Source organism: Paraburkholderia caribensis (genome assembly GCF_002902945.1).
GTDB lineage: Bacteria > Pseudomonadota > Gammaproteobacteria > Burkholderiales > Burkholderiaceae > Paraburkholderia > Paraburkholderia caribensis.
In genome coordinates, this window is sequence record NZ_CP026102.1 from 586,480 (window position 1) to 607,505 (window position 21,026).

General features: G+C 63.6%; 20 protein-coding genes. 9 read left to right on the forward strand and 11 right to left on the reverse strand.

The annotated features are described in order from the left end of the window. Positions 1-619 precede the first annotated feature (619 nt). Positions 620-1,288, reverse strand: coding sequence for a GntR family transcriptional regulator (locus C2L66_RS19060; RefSeq protein WP_036002267.1), 669 nt, complete (start codon positions 1,286-1,288; stop codon positions 620-622). Between the two features lie 189 nt (positions 1,289-1,477). On the opposite strand from C2L66_RS19060, the gene C2L66_RS19065 reads away from it, so the two are divergent. Both C2L66_RS19065 and C2L66_RS19070 read left to right on the forward strand, forming a co-directional pair. After that, complete coding sequence (locus C2L66_RS19065; protein ID WP_060603753.1) at positions 1,478-3,013, forward strand: Rieske 2Fe-2S domain-containing protein; 1,536 nt, start codon at positions 1,478-1,480, stop codon at positions 3,011-3,013. Positions 3,014-3,094: 81 nt separating this feature from the next. Beyond that, complete coding sequence (locus tag C2L66_RS19070; protein ID WP_060603751.1) at positions 3,095-4,081, forward strand: PDR/VanB family oxidoreductase; 987 nt, start codon at positions 3,095-3,097, stop codon at positions 4,079-4,081. 55 nt (positions 4,082-4,136) lie between these two features. On the opposite strand, the gene C2L66_RS19075 is transcribed toward C2L66_RS19070, so the two are convergent. Beyond that, on the reverse strand, positions 4,137-5,714 hold the full coding sequence (locus C2L66_RS19075; RefSeq protein ID WP_060603748.1) for an aldehyde dehydrogenase (NADP(+)): 1,578 nt from the start codon (positions 5,712-5,714) through the stop codon (positions 4,137-4,139). After that, positions 5,711-6,361, reverse strand: a complete 651-nt coding sequence (locus C2L66_RS19080; RefSeq protein WP_054932689.1) for a cysteine hydrolase family protein — start codon at positions 6,359-6,361, stop codon at positions 5,711-5,713. Before C2L66_RS19080 ends, C2L66_RS19075 begins: the two co-directional genes overlap by 4 nt. A gap of 283 nt (positions 6,362-6,644) precedes the next feature. Between C2L66_RS19080 and C2L66_RS19085 the strand changes: the two genes are divergently transcribed. Next, positions 6,645-7,142, forward strand: coding sequence for a winged helix-turn-helix transcriptional regulator (locus C2L66_RS19085; RefSeq protein ID WP_060603745.1), 498 nt, complete (start codon positions 6,645-6,647; stop codon positions 7,140-7,142). Positions 7,143-7,175: 33 nt separating this feature from the next. Here the strand turns inward: C2L66_RS19085 and C2L66_RS19090 are convergent, their stop codons facing one another. Continuing rightward, complete coding sequence (locus tag C2L66_RS19090; RefSeq protein ID WP_060606910.1) at positions 7,176-8,432, reverse strand: MFS transporter; 1,257 nt, start codon at positions 8,430-8,432, stop codon at positions 7,176-7,178. A 406-nt stretch (positions 8,433-8,838) separates the two neighbouring features. Continuing rightward, positions 8,839-9,696: a class I SAM-dependent methyltransferase gene (locus C2L66_RS19095; RefSeq protein WP_054932687.1), complete on the reverse strand. Its 858-nt coding sequence runs from the start codon at positions 9,694-9,696 to the stop codon at positions 8,839-8,841. A 306-nt stretch (positions 9,697-10,002) separates the two neighbouring features. Here C2L66_RS19095 and C2L66_RS19100 point away from each other — a divergent pair, with 306 nt between their 5' ends. From C2L66_RS19100 to C2L66_RS19115, 4 genes are read left to right on the forward strand one after another with little or no spacing between them, the layout of a single operon-like run. Then, a complete protein-coding gene (locus tag C2L66_RS19100) occupies positions 10,003-11,211 on the forward strand; it encodes an efflux RND transporter periplasmic adaptor subunit (protein ID WP_054932686.1) in 1,209 nt (402 codons plus the stop codon). Further along, complete coding sequence (locus C2L66_RS19105; RefSeq protein ID WP_054932685.1) at positions 11,208-11,915, forward strand: ABC transporter ATP-binding protein; 708 nt, start codon at positions 11,208-11,210, stop codon at positions 11,913-11,915. The genes C2L66_RS19100 and C2L66_RS19105 overlap by 4 nt, the downstream gene beginning before the upstream one ends. 33 nt (positions 11,916-11,948) lie before the next feature. Further along, on the forward strand, positions 11,949-13,103 hold the full coding sequence (locus tag C2L66_RS19110; protein WP_060603741.1) for an ABC transporter permease: 1,155 nt from the start codon (positions 11,949-11,951) through the stop codon (positions 13,101-13,103). Positions 13,104-13,129: 26 nt separating this feature from the next. Next, the gene (locus C2L66_RS19115) at positions 13,130-14,296 is read left to right on the forward strand and encodes an ABC transporter permease (RefSeq protein ID WP_060603734.1); all 1,167 of its coding nucleotides are present in this window, start codon (positions 13,130-13,132) and stop codon (positions 14,294-14,296) included. Between the two features lie 34 nt (positions 14,297-14,330). Here the strand turns inward: C2L66_RS19115 and C2L66_RS19120 are convergent, their stop codons facing one another. Both C2L66_RS19120 and C2L66_RS19125 read right to left on the reverse strand, forming a co-directional pair. After that, positions 14,331-14,768 (reverse strand): YciI family protein, encoded by a 438-nt coding sequence (locus C2L66_RS19120; RefSeq protein WP_060603731.1) that lies wholly within the window; start codon positions 14,766-14,768, stop codon positions 14,331-14,333. Positions 14,769-15,783: 1,015 nt separating this feature from the next. Next, a complete protein-coding gene (locus tag C2L66_RS19125) occupies positions 15,784-16,689 on the reverse strand; it encodes a LysR family transcriptional regulator (protein ID WP_060603727.1) in 906 nt (301 codons plus the stop codon). Positions 16,690-16,791: 102 nt separating this feature from the next. Between C2L66_RS19125 and C2L66_RS19130 the strand changes: the two genes are divergently transcribed. Next, a complete protein-coding gene (locus C2L66_RS19130; protein WP_054932667.1) occupies positions 16,792-18,213 on the forward strand; it encodes an aldehyde dehydrogenase family protein in 1,422 nt (473 codons plus the stop codon). Positions 18,214-18,487: 274 nt separating this feature from the next. Further along, positions 18,488-18,889, forward strand: coding sequence for a hypothetical protein (locus tag C2L66_RS19135; RefSeq protein WP_233445008.1), 402 nt, complete (start codon positions 18,488-18,490; stop codon positions 18,887-18,889). A 25-nt stretch (positions 18,890-18,914) separates the two neighbouring features. Here the strand turns inward: C2L66_RS19135 and C2L66_RS19140 are convergent, their stop codons facing one another. From C2L66_RS19140 to C2L66_RS41270, 4 genes are all read right to left on the reverse strand, one after another. After that, positions 18,915-19,445 (reverse strand): hypothetical protein, encoded by a 531-nt coding sequence (locus C2L66_RS19140; RefSeq protein ID WP_054932665.1) that lies wholly within the window; start codon positions 19,443-19,445, stop codon positions 18,915-18,917. A 109-nt stretch (positions 19,446-19,554) separates the two neighbouring features. Further along, complete coding sequence (locus tag C2L66_RS19145) at positions 19,555-19,902, reverse strand: gamma-glutamylcyclotransferase family protein (RefSeq protein WP_060603721.1); 348 nt, start codon at positions 19,900-19,902, stop codon at positions 19,555-19,557. A 325-nt stretch (positions 19,903-20,227) separates the two neighbouring features. After that, complete coding sequence (locus C2L66_RS19150; RefSeq protein ID WP_054932663.1) at positions 20,228-20,821, reverse strand: lysozyme inhibitor LprI family protein; 594 nt, start codon at positions 20,819-20,821, stop codon at positions 20,228-20,230. A gap of 13 nt (positions 20,822-20,834) precedes the next feature. Further along, positions 20,835-20,981, reverse strand: coding sequence for a hypothetical protein (locus C2L66_RS41270; protein ID WP_007745195.1), 147 nt, complete (start codon positions 20,979-20,981; stop codon positions 20,835-20,837). Between the last annotated feature and the right edge of the window lie 45 nt (positions 20,982-21,026).

Below are 21,026 nucleotides of genomic sequence, written 5' to 3' on the forward strand. Positions count from 1 at the left end.
CACCGCCAGCGCTAATTCTTGCCTGAGGGCCCCCAAAGGTTCTTACACTTCACACGGCAACCACGTGACCGACGTCCGTTGCCAACGCGCTGAATGAGCGCCCTCACCCGCTTCACGCACCTGCGCTTCAGCACGCCGCGCCAGCCAGTCGGCCGCCGCCCAGGTGGCAAACTGTGTGTAGGCCGTAGTGCCTCGCACGTTTCACTCCGGACCGATAGCGCACGCGTCCCACCTTGTAAGAGCGCCACCCTATACGACGCGACAACCTACACACAGTTTGCCACCTGGGCGGCCCATACCATTCGCTGCCGCCGGCTCATGTACGGGTGCCTGAAGCGGGTGAGGCACCTGTTCGAAGCGTTGGCAACGGGCATCAATAAGCGCGTTGCCGTTTGAAGCGTGGGGACGTTGGGGGCCCGTGGATAACCGTCAAGCACTGGCGGTGTGAGCCGCTTTCTTTTGCCTACTTTTCTTTGCGGCGGCAAAGAAAAGTAGGTGCCGCCCCGCACAGGGGCAACGCGTGAAGCACGCTAACAATTCGCGGATGCCAGCGAAAAGCCAACGCAACCCAAGCCAGCCGAACCCAACCCCAGCGTCGCAGACAGAAAAAACCAAACCTTCACCCAGCTTTAAGCATCTCCCCCAACCTCGCAACAAGATTCTGCCGCGCACTGCTAGTGTGCAACTCGGTAAGCTCAGCAGCCCGCGCGGGATCGCGCGCAGCGATCGCCTCGGCGATAGCCTGATGCTCATCCCAGATCGAATCCCGCAACCGCGAAGACTGCAGCACCGCGCCCATCACCCGGCGCAAATGAACCCAATGCAACTGTGCACTCTCAACGATCAGCGGATTCCCTGACGCCTCATAAATAGCCGAATGAAAAGCAATATCGGCATCGATCATCGCCTTCACGTCCTTGCCCTTCGACACCAGCCGCCCACGCATGATCAACGCGCTATCGATCACAGCGCCACGCTCCGCAGCAAGCCTCGCAGCAAGCGTATCCAGCGCACCGCGCACCTGATAAAGATGACTCGTCCACTCGACATCGAGCGGCGCAACCAGAACGCCCCGCCCCGGCGCATCCTGCACCAGCCCGTCCTTCTTCAACAAACGCAGCGCCTGCAGCACGGGTGACCGCGATACCGCGAACTGCTCCGCAATCTCCTCCTGTGTCAATCGCGTGCCGGGCGCGAGCGACCCGTCGCTAATCGCATCCGCAAGCACCCGATACACCTCCTCGACATAGTCGGGACGAACCTGCAGCTTCTCGAACTTGAGTGTCATCGTGTACCTCTGTACTTTGGATACAGACTACATGGCGCTCATGAGTCGGTCAACCTTAGGTGTAAACCTTGATTGGCGCGGATTCGGCATCTCCTTAATCTTTGTATACAGAGTTCGGTATCCGTATTCAAACGACGGAAGGCAGTCAAAACGGCGGTCTTCAACTACCCACAGTCAAAAGGAGCGGTCATGACGATGAAGTCGGAGCAGATGGAGAAGGGCGGCACCGCGGGCGGCACCGTGGTGAAGAAGCTGATTCCCTACGGCGGCTACTACACGAACAGGATTCCGGCGCACGATGTCGAGCTCACCGAGACGGGGCCCGGCACGCCGACGGGCGAATACATGCGCCGGTTCTGGCATCCTGTCTGCATGTCGATGGAACTCACCGACACGCCCCGCTTCCTGAAGATCCTCAACGAAGAACTGGTCGCGTTCCGCGACGGCAGCGGCCGCGTCGGTCTGTTGCACGCGCATTGCGTGCATCGCGGCGCCTCGCTCGAATACGGCGCGATCCAGCAGCGCGGCATCCAGTGCTGCTATCACGGCATGGTGTTCGACATCGACGGCACCTGCCTGCATGCGCCGTTTCCGAAGGGCGAAGAGGCGGAAGCCGAGAAGTACGCATGCTCGATCCGTCAGGGCGCGTACAAGGCCATCGAGCGCAACGGCCTCGTGTTCGCCTACATGGGTCCGCCCGAAGAGGAGCCGCCGTTCCCCGAATGGGAAGGCAACTTCACCGTGCTGCCCACCGACGAACTCGTTCCCTATAGCAACTTCCAGCACTGCAACTGGCTGCAGGTCCAGGACAACGCCGCCGACAATTACCACACGGCCGCGTTGCACGCGGGCAGGAACGTGGTCGGCGGGCACTACCAGGGCACGACGTTCGACGAAGTCGGCGCGGCATCGATGGAAGTGCCGCCCGACATGCAGTTCGTCCCCGTGCAGCAGGGCCGCAGTCTCGCCTGCGCGGGCGCGCGCCGCGCGGACAAGGATCATCTGTTCGTGCGCGTCCAGCATCAGGTACTGCCGAATCTGAGCCTGCACGCGTACACGTCGGAAGACGGTTTGAACAAGAAGCTGTTCAGCCGCTTCCACATGATCCGCTGGACGGTGCCCGTCGACGACGAAAACAGCAAGATGATCGGCTGGCGCGTGATGGGCCCCGGCGTCGATACGCGCGGCGTCGGCGACAAGTCGATGGTCGGCTATGAAACCATCGACTTCCTCGAAGGCCAGGTGGCGATGCGCAGGCCCGAGCGCTTCGGCAAGTACAAGCTCGAAGACATGCCGCCCATTCCACCCAACCATCGCGAGCGCGCGCACTACAAGGACGCGCAGTACGCACCGGGCGATTACGAAGCGATCATCAGCCAGCGCCCCATCGCCGTGCATTCGCTCGAACATCCGACCAAGTTCGACGCCGGCCTCTATCTGTTCCGCAAGATGCTGCGCGATGCCGTGCGCGGCACGAACCCGGCCGCGTCGCCGGCGGAGTTCGCGCAGTGGCTGCGCGACGTCGGCGCCGCGCCTAACAGCTATTGCTCCGGCAACGTGTTCGAGATTCCCGAGGCCGCGACCGTCGAAGAAGAAGTCGCGCAGCGCCGCCGCATTTCGAAAGCGGTCGTCGCGATTCTCACGCAGAGCGATCACCTGAAGGGCGATGAGCGGGCCGCGTTCGTGCGCGCGAAGATGGACGAGCTGGAGCAGTCGGCGCGCTAGCAGCAGCGATGCGGCGCCCGCATTGGCGATGTGGCGCCGCATTGGCAGGTAGCGCGAACGCAAGTGGCAAGGAGACACCAATTGACAGCATTCAATCAGGCAGCGGCGACGCTGGAGTTGTTCGTGCGGCAGGTCCGCTACGAAGGCCGCAATATCCAGTCGTATGAACTCGTCGATCCCGAAGGCGCGGAGTTGCCGCCCTTCACGGCGGGCGCGCATATCGACGTGCATCTTGCGAACGGTGTCATCAGGCAGTACTCGCTGTGCAATTCACCTGCCGACCGGCATCGCTATGTGATCGCGGTGCTGCGCGACGAAAAAGGGCGCGGCGGCTCGAAGGCCGTTCACGAACAGTTGCAGGTGCAGGGCCGCGTGCGCGTAAGCGTGCCGCGCAATAACTTCGAACTCGCGCAAGGGGCGCGCAAGGTGATCCTGATTGCGGGCGGCATCGGCGTGACGCCGCTCAAGTCGATGGCGCATCAGCTTGCGAATACGGATGACGTGGACTACGAGTTGCACTACTGCGCGCGCGATGCGCAATGCGCGGCATTCACGGAAGAATTGCAGACGCTCGTCGAGCGCGAGCGGCTGCATTTCCACTTCGACGGCGGCGATCCGGCGCGCGGCCTGGATATCGCGGCGCTGTTGCGCGACGAGGCGCAAGACGGCACGCATGTCTACTATTGCGGCCCTACGGGCTTCATGCGCGCCTGCGCCGACGCGTCCGGGCACTGGCCGAAGGATGCCGTGCACTGCGAGCATTTCAAGGCGCCGGAACGCGCGCTAGCGCCAGCCGATCGAAAGCCGGGCGAATTCACCGTCGAGATCGCCAGCACGGGTCAACGTCTGCCCGTGCCCGTCGACAAGAGCATCGCCGATGTGCTCAAGGCTGCGGGCATCGGCGTGCAGACATCGTGTGAAGCCGGCTTGTGCGCGACGTGCAAGGTGCGTTATCTGAGCGGCGAAGTCGAGCATCAGGATTGCATTCTCGACGCAGCCGACCAGCAGAACTTCCTGACCTTGTGCGTCTCGCGCGCGAAAAGCGAACTGCTGGTGCTGGATCTTTAAACATAAAAGGCCCGCGCACGGTCGCCGTGCGCGGGCCTCGCTTCATCGAACGCGATCAGGCTTTCGACAACTCGCCGTCCGTGAGACGCCAGAGGTGGCGCGGATTGTCGTGCTTCAACGCCTCGGGCAGCAGATCGTCCGGAAAGCCCTGGTAGCACACGGGACGCAGAAAGCGCTCGATCGACGTCATGCCGACCGACGTGAAGCGGCTGTCAGACGTTGCCGGGAACGGGCCGCCGTGAATCGACGCATAGGACACTTCCTGCGGATGCGCGAACGCATTGATCACGATGCGCCCCGTGCGTCGTTCCAGCACGGGCAACAGGCGCGCGGCGAGCGCGTGATCGGCGGAATCGATTTGCATCGTCGCCGACAGCTGGCCGCGAAACTGCCTGGCGAGCGCGATCAATTGCTCGACATCCGATACACGCACGAGCAGCGCAGCCGGACCGAACACTTCCTCCGAAAGCGACGCATCGGCAAGCATGCGCGCGCCGTCGATTTCGAGCAGCGCCGCCTGGCCGTCCCACGCGCCTTGCGCCTCGCCTCCCGCCGCGATGTGTTCCGCGCCCGCGTGTTTGCGCCGCGCCAGGTTTTCGCCGTACGACTTCCAGATACCGGGCGTCAGCATCGTGCGCGCGTGCATCGCTTCGACGCGGGCGATCAGCGCCTGCCTCAGTTCCGCGTAGCCGGGCCCGTCGATTGCGAGCAGGATCGCGGGCTTCAGGCACGCTTGCCCGACGTTGACCAGCATGCGTTCGCCGAAGCCGTCGCCGACTGCGCCGCCGCGTGCAGCAAGCGCCGCCGGCAGCACGAAGGTCGGATTGACGCTCGTCATTTCCGTGAACACGGGGATCGGATCGGGGCGCTGCTGCGCGCGCCGGAACAGCGCCATGCCGCCCGCTTCGGAGCCCGTGAACGTCACGCCTTTGATAAGCGGATGATCGACGAGCGCTTCGCCGATTTCATTGCCGCCGCCGCGCAGCATCGAAAACACGCCTTCGTGCAGGCCCGATGCTTCCACGGCCTGCTGGATCACGCGGCCCATGAGTTCGGATGCGCCCGGATGCGCGTTGTGCGCCTTCACGATAACGGGGCAACCGGCCGCCAGCGCCGACGCCGTGTCGCCGCCCGCGACCGAATAGGAAATCGGAAAGTTGCTTGCACCGAAAATCGCGACGGGGCCGAGCGCGATCTTCTGCATCCGGTGATCCATGCGCGCGCGCGGCCGGCGCTCGGGTTGCGCGGGATCGATCGTCGCCTGGCGAAAGCGCCCCTGGCGCACCACCGTCGCGAACTGACGGAACTGCGTGGCCGCTTTGGCGGTTTCCGCCTCGAGTTGCGCGGCAGGCAAGCCTGTTTCCAGCGAGGCGCGCTGCGCGAGTTCAGGCGCAACGGCCTCGAGGCCGTCAGCAATGCGGTCGAGAAACGTGGCGCGTTCGTCGAGCGATGTGTTGTTGAAGCTGTCGAAAGCATCGTCGGCGAGTTGCGCCGCGAGATTCACTTCCGCAACGCCGCCGAACGCGAAATCCGGTTCGATCGCGGCATTCGTCGCGGGGTTCAGCGCCTTCATGGTCCCCGCCGTCGCAGAGACCTCATGCGCGCCGATCAGCAGATTGCCAGTAAGCGTCATGCCTGTGCTCCCTTTGCTTCTTTCACTGCGGGCAACGCGGCGATGAGTTCGGCCGTGTTCAGGATTTCATGTGCGAAGGTCGGGCCGTTCAGTTCGTGCGCGGCGCGCATCATCGCTTCAGAGAAAGCGGCCGTGCTGTCGCGAACGAGCGTGACGTGATAGCCCAGTTCCATCGCGAAGCGGCTGGTGGATTCGATGCACGTATTGGCGAGCAGGCCAACGGCGATTACATGCGTGATGCCATGCTGCTTCAGCTGAAAGTCGAGATCGGTGTTGGCGAAGCCGCTTTGCGCCCAGTGCTCCTGCACGACGATGTCGCCTTCCTGCGGCACGAAATCGGGATGCCACTCGCCGCCCCATGTTCCCTTTGCAAACGTGTGACGTTGTTGAATCTGGCGTTGCGTCGGATTCGGATGATCCCAGTTGTCGTAATCGCCCGGCTGCCAGCGGCGGTGCGGCACATAGAACACCTGGATGCCGGCCTTGCGTGCGGCGGCCACCGTCGCGCGCAGGTTGTCGAGCAGGCGGACGTTGGTGGCGATTTCCTTGATCATCGGAAACAGCTTGCCGCCTTCCGACAGAAAGTCGTTGTACGGATCGACCAGCAGCAGGCCAGTGCGCTCAGCGCGATAAACAGTATTGGGCATTTCAGTTTCTCCATCGAAAAGGGTACGTACGAGTTCGCGTTCCGCACCCGGCGCCGGCTGCCGTGATCGGACGATACGTGACGTCTCGCGCATCGCTAACGTGAACGCAGCATATAACTATGAAAATCATAGTGTCAAGTGCGATGAGGCTTTGCGGGTTGGTTTGCGAGGGTTTCGATTAGCCCTCGAGGGCCGCCAGCAGCCGCGCAGAAGGCGTGTGCGTATGCACGCCAATTTCCGTTTGTGTTACTATGAAATAAAGAGTTTCGATGGGAGAAGGGTCGTGGTACGTGTCGCGGCGCAGGCCAATACGGTGTGTCCGGTGTCGCGGTCGCTGGATGTCGTCGGCGACCGGTGGTCGATGCTGGTCCTGCGGGAGTTGTACATGGGCGCAGCGCGTTTCGAGGAAATTCAGATTCAGACAGAAGCGACGCCGCAAATGCTGGCGACGCGTCTGAAGTCGCTCGAAGCGGACGGCATGATCGAGCGTCATCCGTATAGCGAGAAGCCGCTGCGCTACGAATATCGTCTGACGGAGAAAGGGCGGGCGTTTTACCCCGTGATTCACGCACTGCGCGCGTGGGGCGAAACGTGGTGCAAGGAGCAGCACGAGGACATCGCGGTGCGCTTCGTGCACCGAAAGTGCGGCCATGATGTCGGGCTGGCGAACGTGTGTCCGCATTGTGGCGAACACGTCGAGCGCAAGGATCTGGACTCGACGCTCAGCAGCCAGTTCGCAAGCGAGCGCGCCGAGCGGCGCGCCGCGTTCAAGCGGAAGTAGAGAGCGCGACTTGACGACGCCGCGCTTCGCACCTCAAACGCACTCGGTCTGAACCTCGCTGGATGCCATGGGCGCGGCGGCCTGTACGGCGTTGTTGCGCGTGCGGAAACTCGCCAGCGTGACGAGGCCGAGAATCGCGAGCACGCTGCCGAACCAGAAATCGACGGGAATGCCGGCGTGGTCGACGATCGTGCCGCCCACCGACGAACCCACCGCAATCGCGACCTGAATGATGCCGACGAACAGCGCTGAACCCGCTTCGGGCAAATCGGGCGCGGCTTCCTGCATCCACACGCTCACGCACAGGGGAATGGCGCCGAACGCGATGCCCCACGCAAGCACGATGCCCGTAACGACGGGCGCCATGTCGCTGAGCAGCGGCAGGGTGAGCAGCGCGAACATCAGCAGCACGGTCACCGTGGCGAGCGAGCCCTTGAGCCTGCGCGCGACGAACGTCGATACCGCGAAGTTCGAAAAGAAGCCGATGATGCCGAAGCCGAGCAGCACGGCCGTAATCGTCGACGTGCTGAAATGCGCGTTCTGCAAGAACGGCGCGATATACGTGTACGACGAGAAATGCGCGCCGAAAATCAGCGCGACCATCAACAGGCTCTTGCGCGGGAACGGACGGCGCACGAGCGTCACGAGATCGGCGAAGCGCAGAGCCGCTTTGGACGGCAGCGACGGCAGCAGCGCAATCTGCGAGATGAGCGCGACGCCTACGAGCACGGCCGTCGCGATGAACGACATGCGCCACGAAGCGAGACTCGCGATGAACGTCCCGAGCGGCACGCCGATCACCGTCGCGCAGGTGACGCCGGCGAGAATCGTCGCCGTCGCGCGGGCCGCCTCATGCGATTTCACGAGGCGCCCGGCGGCAGCGAGCGCGAGCGTCCAGAAGCCGCCGAGTGCGGCGCCGAGCAGTGCGCGGCCGACGAGCATCATCGGGAAGTTCGGTGCGAATGCCGACAGTAAATTCGACGCGAGCAGCATCACGGTCAGCAGAATCAGAATCAGCCGGCGGTTCACGCGTCCGGCGGCGAGCATCAGGCCGGGCGCGGAGATGGCGGCCATGATGCCGGGAATCGTCACCATGAGGCCGGCTGTGCCCGGCAATACGTCGAAGGTTTGCGCGACTTGCGGCAGCAGACCGACGGGCAGAAACTCCGTCGTCACGAAGGCGAACGCGCCAATCGTCACCGACGCTACCGCGAGCCATGCTCGCAACGGCGAAGACGTCGCGTCGGCGACGTCCAGCGTGTTGCTCGAAGCGTTGTTTTCGAAGTTCATGTCTTTTCGCTGATAGATGAATGGAAGCGCGACGTACGGCTTCGCACGCTGCACCATTCAGGTGAGCGGGCGACCACACGCGTTGTCGCTATTTGCGCGCACCATATCACCGCTTTTGAAAACAGGCAGACGGATTGCAAATCCCGCGTGGAGCGCGTGGTTTCAGGCGTCTACACGCCTTGTCCCGGTGCATGTGCGAGATTGTGCCCTTGCAGAATTAGCGCATTCTTAGCGCGGCGGTCGTGATGCCCGCGATGAACTGCGCAGCCGTCACGGGACTCGACCTGAGCGGCGTGACGGACGACACGGTCACGATCACATCCGCCGTCGTGCGGCGATGGCCGCGCGCCGTCGTTTCATGACGGGCGGCGCGCGGCCATGAGGCTTCCGGTGGTCTCAGATGGCTTCAGGTAGTCGCAACGAGAAACGCTTCACCCGTCGACGGCCTCAGTCCATCGGACCGGCCCGCAAAGTAGCGCTCGACGAGATCGGCCGTCGACACATGCTTGACGCCCTTGAAACCCGCTTCACGCGCGAGCGTCAGCATCTCGACGGGCTTGAAGAAACTGACGAACGGCGTGCCCGCAGCCCGCGCGCGTTCGTAGACGAACTGATGCTGCGCGCGCTCGGCGGGATCGATGAGATCGAGCGGCAGCAGGAAGGTCATGGCCAGCGTCGAGCCTGGCGCGAGTTTCGCGATCTGGCGCAGCGTCGCCAGATTCGCCTCGCGCGTCAGGTACATCGAGACACCCGTCGATGCGATCACGGCGGGCGCGTCCGCATCGAAACCCGCGTCGGCGATCTGTTCCCACCAGGACTGACCGGCTTCGAAGTCGACGGGCACGAGCCGCAGCCAGTCGGGAACGCCGTAATCGAGTTCGAGCAGGCGTTCGCGCTTCCATGCCGTTGCACCCGGCCGGTCGACTTCGAAGATGCGCAAGCGCGACGCGACGTGAGGCTTGCGCTGCGCGAACGTATCGAGACCCGCACCGAGGATCACGTACTGACCGACGCCCCGATCCGCCTGTTCCGTCACCAGGTCTTCGATAAAGCGCGCGCGGCCCACGATCGACGCGCGATACCCGCGCGTTCCTTGCGCGTCCATGTCGGGACGTTCGCGCCAGCCCGCGTCGGGCGCGGCGAGCCGCAGGCCGGCTTCGTCGTCGAGCACATGCGGCGGCGCGTCGATCTGAACATGCATCGCGCGCCATAGCGCGACGCGTACTGCGGTGCTGTCCGCTGCGACAGTCTGTTTTTGTTCCATGATGTCCCCCTCGGAAATCGAACACCAACGGCCAGAATCTAAACCGTTGGCGCAGATGCCTGTCAACACTTGCGCGATGCAGCCGGATGCTTATCGCATAGGCGGCACGTGACAGCAGGCATGAATCGTAAGCACTCCCGGCGTTTTGCGCGCCAGCACCGTGTCGTTGCAAGCGGGATGCCAGGCCGTGCAGACGCGGGCAGGGCGCGGCGCTATACTGTGGACCCATTTACACACTATAAGTAGCCGGCGTGGCGATGCGTCGAGACGCGCGACAGCATCCACCTGCGGCAACGACATAAGAAATTGGCAGATCACGATCTGAAGCGGCTGAAAATCGACCGGCCCGCCGTCGCCACGGGCGGCCGCCGGCGCAACTGGATCGGCTACGGGGTCATCGCGCTGATCCTCGTCGTCGCGCTCGTCGCTGGGCTCCGGCTGGCGGGGCCGCAGACCGTCGAGACCACCACCGTGGTGTCGGCTTATCCGTCGCAAACCTACACGCTGCTCAATGCAACGGGCTATGTCGTGCCGCAGCGCAAGGCGGCTGTATCGTCGAAGGCGCAGGGGCGCCTCGAATGGCTCGGCGTGCTGGAAGGCACGCGCGTCAAGAAAGACGAGATCATCGCGCGGATCGAGAGCAACGACGTCGAGGCGTCGCTTGCGCAGGCGAAGGCGCAGATCAAGGTCGCGCAGGCAAACCTCGCGTTGCAGCAGGCCGAACTGAAGAACGCCGAAATCAATCTGCGCCGCTCGAAAATTCTGGCGCCGAACGGCGCGATTTCCGCCACCCAATACGACGCCGATCTCGCGCGCTACGACAAGGCCGTGGCATCGATCGACAATAGCCGCGCCGCGATCGTGGCCGCGCAGGCGAACGCGCAGGCCGCGCAGGTCGCCGTCGATCAGACCGTGATCCGCTCGCCGTTCGACGGCGTGGTGATCGAAAAGCACGCGAACGTCGGCGACAACATCACGCCGTTTTCGCAGGCGTCGGACAGCAAGGGCGCCGTCGTGACGATCGCGGATATGGACACGCTCGAAGTCGAAGCCGACGTCGCCGAATCGAATATCGGCAGGATCGCCGTGAACGCGCCCTGCGAGATCCAGCTCGACGCGCTGCCGGACATGCGCCTCGCGGGCAGCGTGTCGCGCATCGTGCCGACCGTCGACCGTTCGAAAGCGACGGTGCTCGTGAAGGTGCGCTTCGTCGATCGCGACGCGCGCGTGCTGCCCGACATGAGCGCGAAGATCGCGTTTCTGTCGAAGCCGGTGCCGCCCGAAGACCGCAAGCCGGTGGTCGCGGCGCAGCCGGCCGCCTTCGTGGAGCGCGACGGCCGCAAGGTGGCGTTCGTGGTCAAGGACGACAGCGTGCGCGAAGTGCCCGTCACGACGGGCGCGACGCTCGGCGAACTGGTCGAAGTGAGCGGCGTGCGACCCGGCGACATACTGGTGCGCGCGCCGAACGAGCACATCAAGGACGGCGCCAAAGTCACCGTGGCGAAGAAACAGTGAGCGAGCCGATCAACGCAACGCCGCCGCTCGTCGATATCCGGCATCTGGTCAAATCGTACCGGCGCGGCGTGCAGACCGTGCCCGTGCTATCCGATATCACGCTGGCCATCGGCGAGGGCGACTTCATCGCGCTGATGGGGCCGTCGGGCTCGGGCAAGAGCACGCTGCTCAATCTGATTGCGGGCATCGACAGGCCGGACGGCGGCGAGTTGCGGGTCGGCGGGCTGGACATCACGCGGCTCAATGAATCGGCGCTGGCGCAATGGCGCGCCGCGCACGTCGGCTTCATCTTCCAGTTCTACAACCTGATGCCCGTGCTGACGGCGTTCGAGAATATCGAACTGCCGCTGATGCTCACCCGCCTGACGCGCAAGGAGCGCCGCGAGCGCGTCGCGCTCGTGCTCGACATGGTGAATCTCGGCAATCGCGCGCATCATTACCCGTCGGAGCTGTCGGGTGGACAACAGCAGCGCGTCGCGATTGCGCGCGCGCTGATCACGGACCCGACGCTGATCGTCGCCGACGAACCGACGGGCGACCTGGACCGCGCATCCGCCGAAGAAGTGCTCACGATGCTGCAGCGCCTGAACCGCGAACTGGGCAAGACGATCATCATGGTCACGCATGACGCGCACGCGGCCGGCGCGGCACGAGCGCTCGTGCATCTGGAGAAAGGGGAGCTGATCGATGGCACGGCTCGCTGAAGCGCGCGCGGCAGTATCGGGAGTCGCGGCGCCATGTTCCTGCTGAAGCTGATCACGCGCAACGCGCTGCGGCACAAGCTGCGCACGACGCTGACCGTGCTTGGCCTGATGATCGCCGTGCTGGCGTTCGGGCTGCTGCATACCGTGATCGACGCGTGGTATGCGGGCGCGGCGGCCGCGTCGAACGCGCGGCTCGTGACGCGCAACTCGATCTCGCTCACGTTCCCGTTGCCGCTCAGCTACGAGAACCGGATTCGCGGCGTGGAGGGCGTGACGCTGGTCGCGCGCTCGAACTGGTTCGGCGGCGTTTATCGCGAGCCGAAGAATTTCTTCGCGCAGTTCGCCGTGTCGGACAACTATCTCGACCTTTACCCTGAATTCATTTTGCCCGCGCAGCAGCGCTCGGATTACGAGCGCGACCGCAAGGGGTGCCTGATCGGGCGGCAGCTTGCCACTGCGTACGGCTTCAAGGTCGGCGACGTGATCCCGATCAAGGGGACGATCTATCCGGGCACGTGGGAATTCGTCGTGCGTGGCATTCTGGACGGCCGCGACGAATCGACGATCACGCGCCAGATGATCTTTCATTGGGACTATCTGAACGAATCGGTGCGCAAGACGCCGGGGCGGCGCGCGGACCAGGTCGGCGTGTACGTGCTCGGCATCGACAATCCGGACGATGCCGCCGCGATTTCCCGCAACGTCGACAACGTGTTCAAGAACTCGCTCGCCGAAACGCTGACGGAAACGGAGCAGGCGTTTCAGCTCGGTTTCGTTGCGATGTCGAATCAGATCATCGCGGCGATCCGGCTCGTGTCGTACGTGGTGATCGTGATCATCATGGCAGTGATGGCGAACGCGATGGCGATGAGCGCGCGCGAGCGCACCACTGAATACGCGACGCTCAAGGCGCTCGGCTTCGGGCCGGGCTTTCTTGCGCTGCTGATGTTCGGCGAGTCGCTGACCATCTGTGCGGTTGGCGCGGGTCTCGGCATGCTCGCAACGCCGCCCGCCGCGAGTTTCTTCAAGCAGGCGACGGGCGGCGTGTTCCCGGTGTTCAGCGTGTCGCGCGAAACGATGCTGCAGCAGGCCGCGTGCGCGCTCGTCATCGGGCTGGCTGCCGCCATCATTCCGGCGCTGCAGGCGGCGCGCGTGCGGATCGTCGAAGGCCTGCGGGCGATCGGCTGAGTTTCAACGCTAAAGGCAAGCACAACGTGGCCATCCCGCTTTCGTATATCGCCCGCAACCTGTGGACGCGCCGTCTGACCACGGCGCTGACGGCGGGCGGCCTCGCGCTCGTGGTGTTCGTGTTCGCGACGGTGCTGATGCTCGATGCGGGACTCAAGAAGACGCTGGTATCGACGGGCGAAGCGGACAACGTGATCGTGATCCGCAAGGGCGCGGAAACGGAGGTGCAGAGCGCGATCGACCGCGGCCAGGCCAACGTGATCGAGATGCATCCCGCCGTGGCGATGGGCGGCGACGGCATGCGCATGGCGTCGAAGGAATCCGTCGTGCTGATTTCGCTGCTGAAGCTCGGCACGGGCAAGCCGTCGAACGTGGTGATTCGCGGCGTATCGCCGGCGGGCATGAGCTTGCGGCCGCAGGTGAAGCTCGTGTCGGGGCGCATGTTTGCGCCGGGCTCGTCGGAGATCATTGTGGGCAGCAGCATCGCGAAGGGCTTCAGCGGCACGCAACTCGGCGAGCATCTGCGTTTCGCGCAGCGCGACTGGACGGTGGTCGGTACGTTCGATGCCGGCGGCAGCGGCTTCGATTCCGAGATCTGGGGCGACGTCGACCAGTTGATGCAGTCGTTCCGGCGCACCAGTTATTCGTCGATGGTGGTGCGGCTCGCGGAGTCCGATCAGTTCGAGCGCTTCAGGGCTGACATCGATGTCGATCCGCGTCTCGCGGAGGAAGCGAAGCGCGAGCAGACGTTTTATAGCGACCAGTCGAAGGCGCTGTCGACCTTTCTCAACATTCTTGGCTTTACGTTGTCGATGATCTTTTCAATTGCCGCGATGATCGGCGCGATGATCACGATGTACGCGTCGGTGGCCAATCGGGTCGCTGAGATTGGCACGTTGCGCGCGCTCGGCTTTCAGCGGGCGAACGTGCTGGCTGCGTTTCTGATCGAGGCGGTGCTGCTGGGGCTCGTGGGCGGCCTGGCGGGACTGGGATGCGCCGCCTTCATGCAGTTCGCGTCGTTTTCCACGACGAACTTTCAGACCTTTGCGGACCTGTCGTTCCGGTTCATTCTCACGCCGGCGATCGTCTTGAAGACGCTGGCGTTTTCGATGACGATGGGGCTCGTCGGCGGCTTTTTGCCTGCGATGCGGGCGGCGCGCATGAATATCGTCGATGCGTTGCGTGCGCGGTGAAATGGCTGCGTGCCGCCGGCGGGCTTGGGTTTGTTCAAGTTGGCTTGTGGGTTTGCTGTTCGATCTCGGCGCGTAGGCGGTCTTCCTGCGCGCGTAGTTCGGGGGTGAACTCGTCGCCGAAGTCTTCGGCCGAGAAGACCTGACGAATCTCGATTTCCGAATCGCCTTCCATTGGATTTGGGCAGCGCCGGACCCATTCAACAGCTTCTTCCATCGATTTCACCTGCCAGAGCCAGAAGCCGGCGATCAGCTCCTTTGTTTCTGCGAACGGGCCGTCGATTACGGTTCGGTTTGCACCTGAGAAGCGGACGCGCTTGCCGCGGGAGCTTGGATGCAGGCCTTCGCCTGCCTGCATGATGCCCGCTTTTACGAGTTCTTCGTTGTATTGGCCCATTGCGGTTAGTAGCTCGGTGGTGGGCATTTTTGCGGCTTCGGAGTCGCTCGTTGCTTTGACGATTACCATGACGCGCATGTTTTTTCTCCTGTCTGATTGGGGTGGGACCGCGGAATGGCGGGTTTCATTTTTGACGACGGGTGAGGGTGGGGGGAATCGACATTCTGGTTTGGTTTTTTTGTTTTTGTCTTTTTGTTTTTTTGCTTTTGCGCTGGCGTCCGTGTTTTGCCTTCGTGGGTCGTGCTTCGCCGGTCGGTGTTTTCAGCCTTTGCGCTGGCATCCGCGAATTGTTAGCTCGCTCCACGCGTCGCCCCTGTGCGGGGCGGCACCTACTTTTCTTTGCCGCCGCAAAGAAAAGTAGGCAAAAGAAAGCGGCTCACACCGCCAGCGCTAATTCTTGCCTGAGGGCCCCCAAAGGTTCTTACACTTCACACGGCAACCACGTCATTCGTGTTCGTTGCAAGCGCTCTGAAAGAGCGCCTCACCCGCTTCAAGCCCCCACGTCACAGCCCACCGCGCCAGACAGTCCGCCGCCGCCCAGGTGGCAAACTGTGTGTAGGCCGTAGTGCTTCTCACGCCTCACTCCGGACCGATAGCACACGTGTTCCACCCTGTAAGAGCGCTACCCTATACGACGCGACAACCTACACACAGTTTGCCACCTGGGCGGCACATACCATTCGCTGACGCTTGACCGGGTACGGGTATTTGAAGCGGGTGAGGCGTTCATTCGAAGCGTTGGCGACGGGCATTGATAAGTACGTTGTCGTGTGGAGCGTAAGACCCTTTGGGGGCCCTCAGGCAAGAACTAGCACTGGCGGTGTGAGCCGCTTTCTTTTGCCTACTTTTCTTTGCGGCGGCAAAGAAAAGTAGGTGCCGCCCCGCACAGGGGCGACGCCTGGAGCGAGCTAACAATTCGCGGATGCCAGCGCAAGGCTGTAAACACCGACCGGCGAAGCACGACCCACGAAGGCAAATCGCGGATGCCATCGCAAAGGCCGAAAACACCGACCGGCGAAGCACGACCCACGAAGGCAAATCGCGGATGCCAGCGCAAACGCCGAAAACCCCAAACGGCGTCGCCAACCAACCCCTACCCCTCCCTCCGCAACTCCGCCGATTCCCGAACCATGGCAATAAGCGCCCTCAACCCAGCGGGCACATGCCTGCGCCCAGGATAATAAAGACACAACCCATCCAGCGGCGGCGTCCAATCCTCCAGCACGCGAACCAGCGTCCCCGCCTGAAGATCCTCAGCGACCGTCCACTCGGACAGATAAGTCAGCCCAACCCCAGCCCGCGCAGCGCTCAACATTAACCCGGATTCATCAAGGGTCAACGCACCCTTGCCATCGATCCGCACCGTCTCCCCATGCCGCTCGAACTCCCATTGATAAATCGTGCCACTCGGCATTCGAGTCCGAATACAACGATGCTGACTCAACTCGTCAGGCGTACGCGGCGGCCGATGCCGCGCAAAATACGCCGGACTGCCGACCACGGCAAACCGCTGCTTATCCCCGAACGGCACCGCAATCATGTCCTGCGGCACCGTCTCCGCGAGCCGGATCCCCGCATCGAACCCCTCGATCACGATGTCGATCAGCCGCCCCTCCGTCACGATATCCAGTTTCATCTCCGGATAGCGCGCGAGGAACGCTATGAAAACAGGCATCGCCTGATGCGCCGCCCCCACGGCCGTGTTGATCCGCAAGGTGCCGCTCGGCGTGTCGCGAAAGCTGCCCGCCTGCTCCAGCGCGACGCGAATCGTCGACAACGCGGGCGCCACACTGTCGACAAACTGCGCCCCCGCCTCCGACAACGACACACTGCGCGTCGTGCGATTGAAGAGCCGCACGCCGATGCGCGCTTCGAGCGCCGCCACAGAATGGCTCAGTGCCGACGTCGAGACGCCCATCTCGTTGGCGGCGGCGCGGAAGCTCCGGTGACGCGCAACAGCTAGCACCGCTTCGAGTTCGCTCAGGCCGGTCGTCTTCATTATCCTGTTTTGCTCAATAGGTCATGTCTGATTGTACGGCTAGTCGCGTCAATCAGGCGCCGCTATCTTTATGGCACTGAAGGCAAGTCACGGGATACGCAGATGCACACAATCGACAGGATCTATATCGACGGCGCGTTCGTCACGCCGCACGGCGACGAATGGTTCGACCTTTTCAACCCCGCGACCGAGCGCGTGATCGGCCGTGTGCGTCTCGCGGACGCAAAGGATGCACGCGACGCAATCGCGGCAGCGAAGCGCGCGTTCCCGGCGTTTTCGCGCACCAGCAAACGCGCGCGCATCGACATGCTCAGGCGCATGCATGCCGCCGTCGTCGCGAAAGAGGACGAGCTCTACGAAGCGATCGTCGAAGAGTACGGCGCGCCCGTGTCGCGCGGCCGCTGGATGGCGCAGCACGCGAGCAATGTGCTGATCGAAGCGGCAAAGGTGCTGGAGCAGTACGAGTTCACGCGCCGCGCGGGCAGCGCGGAAGTCGTGATGCAGCCGCTTGGCGTCGCGGGGCTGATCACGCCGTGGAACAGCAATGCGGGCTTCATCTGCGGCAAGCTTGCGGCCGCGCTGGCGGCGGGCTGCACGACGGTCATCAAGCCGAGCGAAATGAGCGCGCTGCAGACGCAGATCGTCACGCAGGCGCTGCACGAGGCGGATCTGCCGCCCGGCGTGTTCAACATCGTGACGGGGCGCGGCGATTCCGTCGGCGCGCAGATCAGCTCGCATCCGGATGTCGCGAAGATTTCGTTCACGGGATCGACGGCGGTCGGCAAGACGATCCTGCGCACGGGCGCCGATACGCTCAAGCGCGTGACGCTCGAACTGGGCGGCAAGTCGCCCGCCATCGTGCTCGACGACGCGGACTTCGAGCAGGCCGTGCCGCTCGCGATCAACGCGGGCTTCATGAACAGCGGGCAGGCATGCATCGCGGGTACGCGCATTCTGGTGCCGCGCCAGCGTCTCGCTGAGTTCGAGGCGCGCGTGCGCGACGAAGTGGCGTTGACGCAATCGGGCGATCCGCGCGATCCGCGCACCACCGTCGGGCCGATGGTCAGCCAGAAGCAATGGGAGCGCGTGCAGCGCTATATCGGCATCGGCATTGACGAAGGCGCGCGGCTGGTCGCGGGCGGCGAAGGGCGTCCCGACGGGCTCGATGCCGGCTGGTTCGTGCGGCCGACCGTCTTCAGCGACGTGACCAACGACATGACGATCGCGCGCGAGGAAATCTTCGGGCCGGTGCTGTCGATCATCGCGTACGGCGACACGGAAGAGGCGATCAGGATCGCCAACGACACCCACTACGGCTTGCAGGCGTACGTGTTCGGGCAGGACAGGGCGCGCGCGCACGAAGTGGCGTCGCGCATCGAGGCGGGACGCGTGCTCGTCAACACGCTGGCGCATGAGCCGGCTGCGCCGTTCGGCGGATTCAAGCAGTCGGGTATCGGCCGCGAATACGGCACATATGGCATCGAAGCGTTTCTGGAGCCGAAGGCGTTGCTCGGCGTGCTGTGAGCGAGTCGTGACGCATCGAGCGCGGCGGTGAAGGACCGGGTGTCTTTCACCGCCTTTCTTTTGCTCGCGCGTGTTAGCGTAGGACGATCCCCATGCGCCGAGCCCGGACGGCGCGCGCCGCCCGTCGACGCACGCGATCGAGCCAGCACGCATGTGATACGTGAAAGCCTGCGTAAGCGAGCCCTTTGCGGCGAGCCTCCCATCGCGTGGGACGCGTTGTTATCGTTTCGGCATCTTCATTACTGCAACGGCAGCCGCCGTTCTGCCGATCGCCATGATCTCGCTCAAACGCATTTCTCTTCTCGCCGCGCAGGTCGCGCTGACCTGCGCCGCTCACGCGCAAGTGCCGCCTTCGTCCGATTTTCCGCCGCCGCACGACGGCACCGCGCATGACGGCCCGCCGCCGCATGGTCCGGGCTTCGCGGCGATCAACGATCTCGAGCATCTGCAGCGTCTCTATGACATGAGCGGGCGCGATGCCGAGATGATTGCGGTCTATCACGACGTGCTGTCGAAGACGCACGATCCGGCATTGCGTCACTACGTGTATGTCGCGTTGGCGCGCAACCAGCTGAAGCCCGCCAACGTCGATCAGGCGATCGACACGATCCGCAAGAGCCTCGATGAAGATATCGACACGCTCGACAAGCAAGCTGTGCTGCGGCCAAAGCGCTGAAGCATGTCCCTGCTCGCTGCCCGCATCACGCGAGCAGCGAGATCAATCCTCCGATTGTCAGCCCTGCCGCGAGCCACTTGCCTGCGGTGTAGAAGCCGTTGCGCTCGTCGTGCGGCTGGTCCGGCCGCTCCAGTCCCAATGCGCCATAGGCGAATGCCTTCACCGGCGAGACGTTCGCGGGATTGGCTTCCGTGCTGCCCGTAGCATCGTCCGTTGCGGTGGGGTCGTCGATGTCGCTGTCGGTAACGGCCGAGTCCGGCGTGCCGTTGTCCGCTTTCGTTTGTGTGTTGTCCGTGCCTGCGTCAGTGGATGCCGTCGCCTGATCCGTAGCCTGCACACGCGAAGCCGCCGCCGCGCCTTCGGGCGAAATGCTGACCGTGACGCCCGGTTGCGCAGGTTTCGTCGCAGTGTTCTGCTTCCCTTCGTTCTGCTTTTGCGCGGCGCCGATCACATTGTTCGCCGCGGACTGCGCGGCTTGCGCCGATGCTTCGCCGGACACGGAAGCGAGTTGCGTCGACGGCGTCGTCGCCGTCCCATATCCGACACTGCTTACCATTGCACGCCTCCTTCAGTCGCGAATTCCAGTTGCACTGACGGTGCTAACGTCCAGTCGCGCGCGCAACTTGAGGCCTCGTAAGGACCGGTAAGCAAGCCGGGCGCGCACGTCATGCGGCGATGTACACCCACGCATCGATGCCGGACTTCAGCGTGACGAGCACGCGCTTGTAGTCCGACACCTCGTATTCATCGGCGGCGAGCAGCTCCTGCTGGGTGATTTCGAAGACCGTGCCCGCCACTTCGTCGGCGGGATTGGCGCTGGGTCGCACCACGGGATGATGAGTCTTGCCGCTGATCTCCACGACCTTAGGATCGCCGATGGCAAGGAGCGTCTGCGCATAGCCTGGCAATGAATCGGGACGGCCCGCGAGCTCGCGGCCGAAGCTGGAAATCTGTACGTTGCGATCCTGCAGCGTGCCGTACGAGAACAGATAAACGATGCCCGGGGTGTTCAAGTGGCGCTCCTCGATTCGAAAAAGGAAAGTCTACCGTCGCGGCGTGATACACGCGCGCGACCGTCGCGCAACAGCCCGTCGCAAAAACGCGGGAAGCGAAAACTCTCCCTCGACTATCAGGCGCGCGGTGGATACGCCGGGTCGGTTGGCTTCGATTGGAGTGTGTGTTCAGCAAAAAGCTGGATGCGGGCGGGCGCTTCTTTACTGCGCGCTGATGTTGCTCTGACTTCGTTCCGGGTGTAGCTAAAACAGCCCGAACATTCTGGCGTTCGAGCTGTTTTTTTAGCGCTTCGTTTCTTTCCCGTTACCGCTCTCGACGCGCTTCCTATTGCGACGCGCTGGTGTCGGCGGAAGGCGCCGCGATCATCGCCACGCCGCAAAACCAGCCATCGGAAGACGGCTCACGCGCTTGCCATTGCGCGCGTTTGCCCAGCACGTTATCGCATTGCACGGGCGGCACGAGATCTTGCGTCGTGGCCGTGCATTGCTGGACGTCGCGGCCGAGTGCCTGCGATTCGAATGGCTTCGGCTTGTCCGCGGGCTGGCTCACGGCGGCCAGATCCGTGTCCACGGGCCGCGGCGCGCGCGGTTCGTCCGGCGAAGGCTTGTGCAACTGCTCGCGAATCTCTTCGATGCGCGTCGAGTACCAGTCGCTCAGGCACGCGACATCCCTGCAGTTCTCTTCGCGCCACGCCCATTTGCTGTCGCTCTCTTTTCTGTACGCGCGACGGTCGGCGGCCTGGCGCTGTGCGAGCTTGAACAGCTTGCCGAGTTCGTCGTCTGCTCGGGACAGACCGTCGTCGTGGCAGATCAGCGTCTCGGCTGGCGAATGCGCCTTTGCGCAATTGAAGCTGGTGGCATGCGCGCTGGTCATCGCCAGCAGGCCGAGCGCGGCTACGGTGTATCGGTTGAGCTTCATCGTATGCGGATGGCTAGTGACACACGACAACGCATGTGACTGCGCTGATGCCCGCTGCCGCGCCGACCAGGCCGCCGAGCATGAAGGTCTGAAGCGATGTCGCGCATCCTTGCAGACACAGGATGGCCGCGAGCAGGATGGAAGCAGTGGTAAAGCGCATTGGCCCCTCGATGCAGATAGTCTCGATCTGCAAGCATAGGTGCCG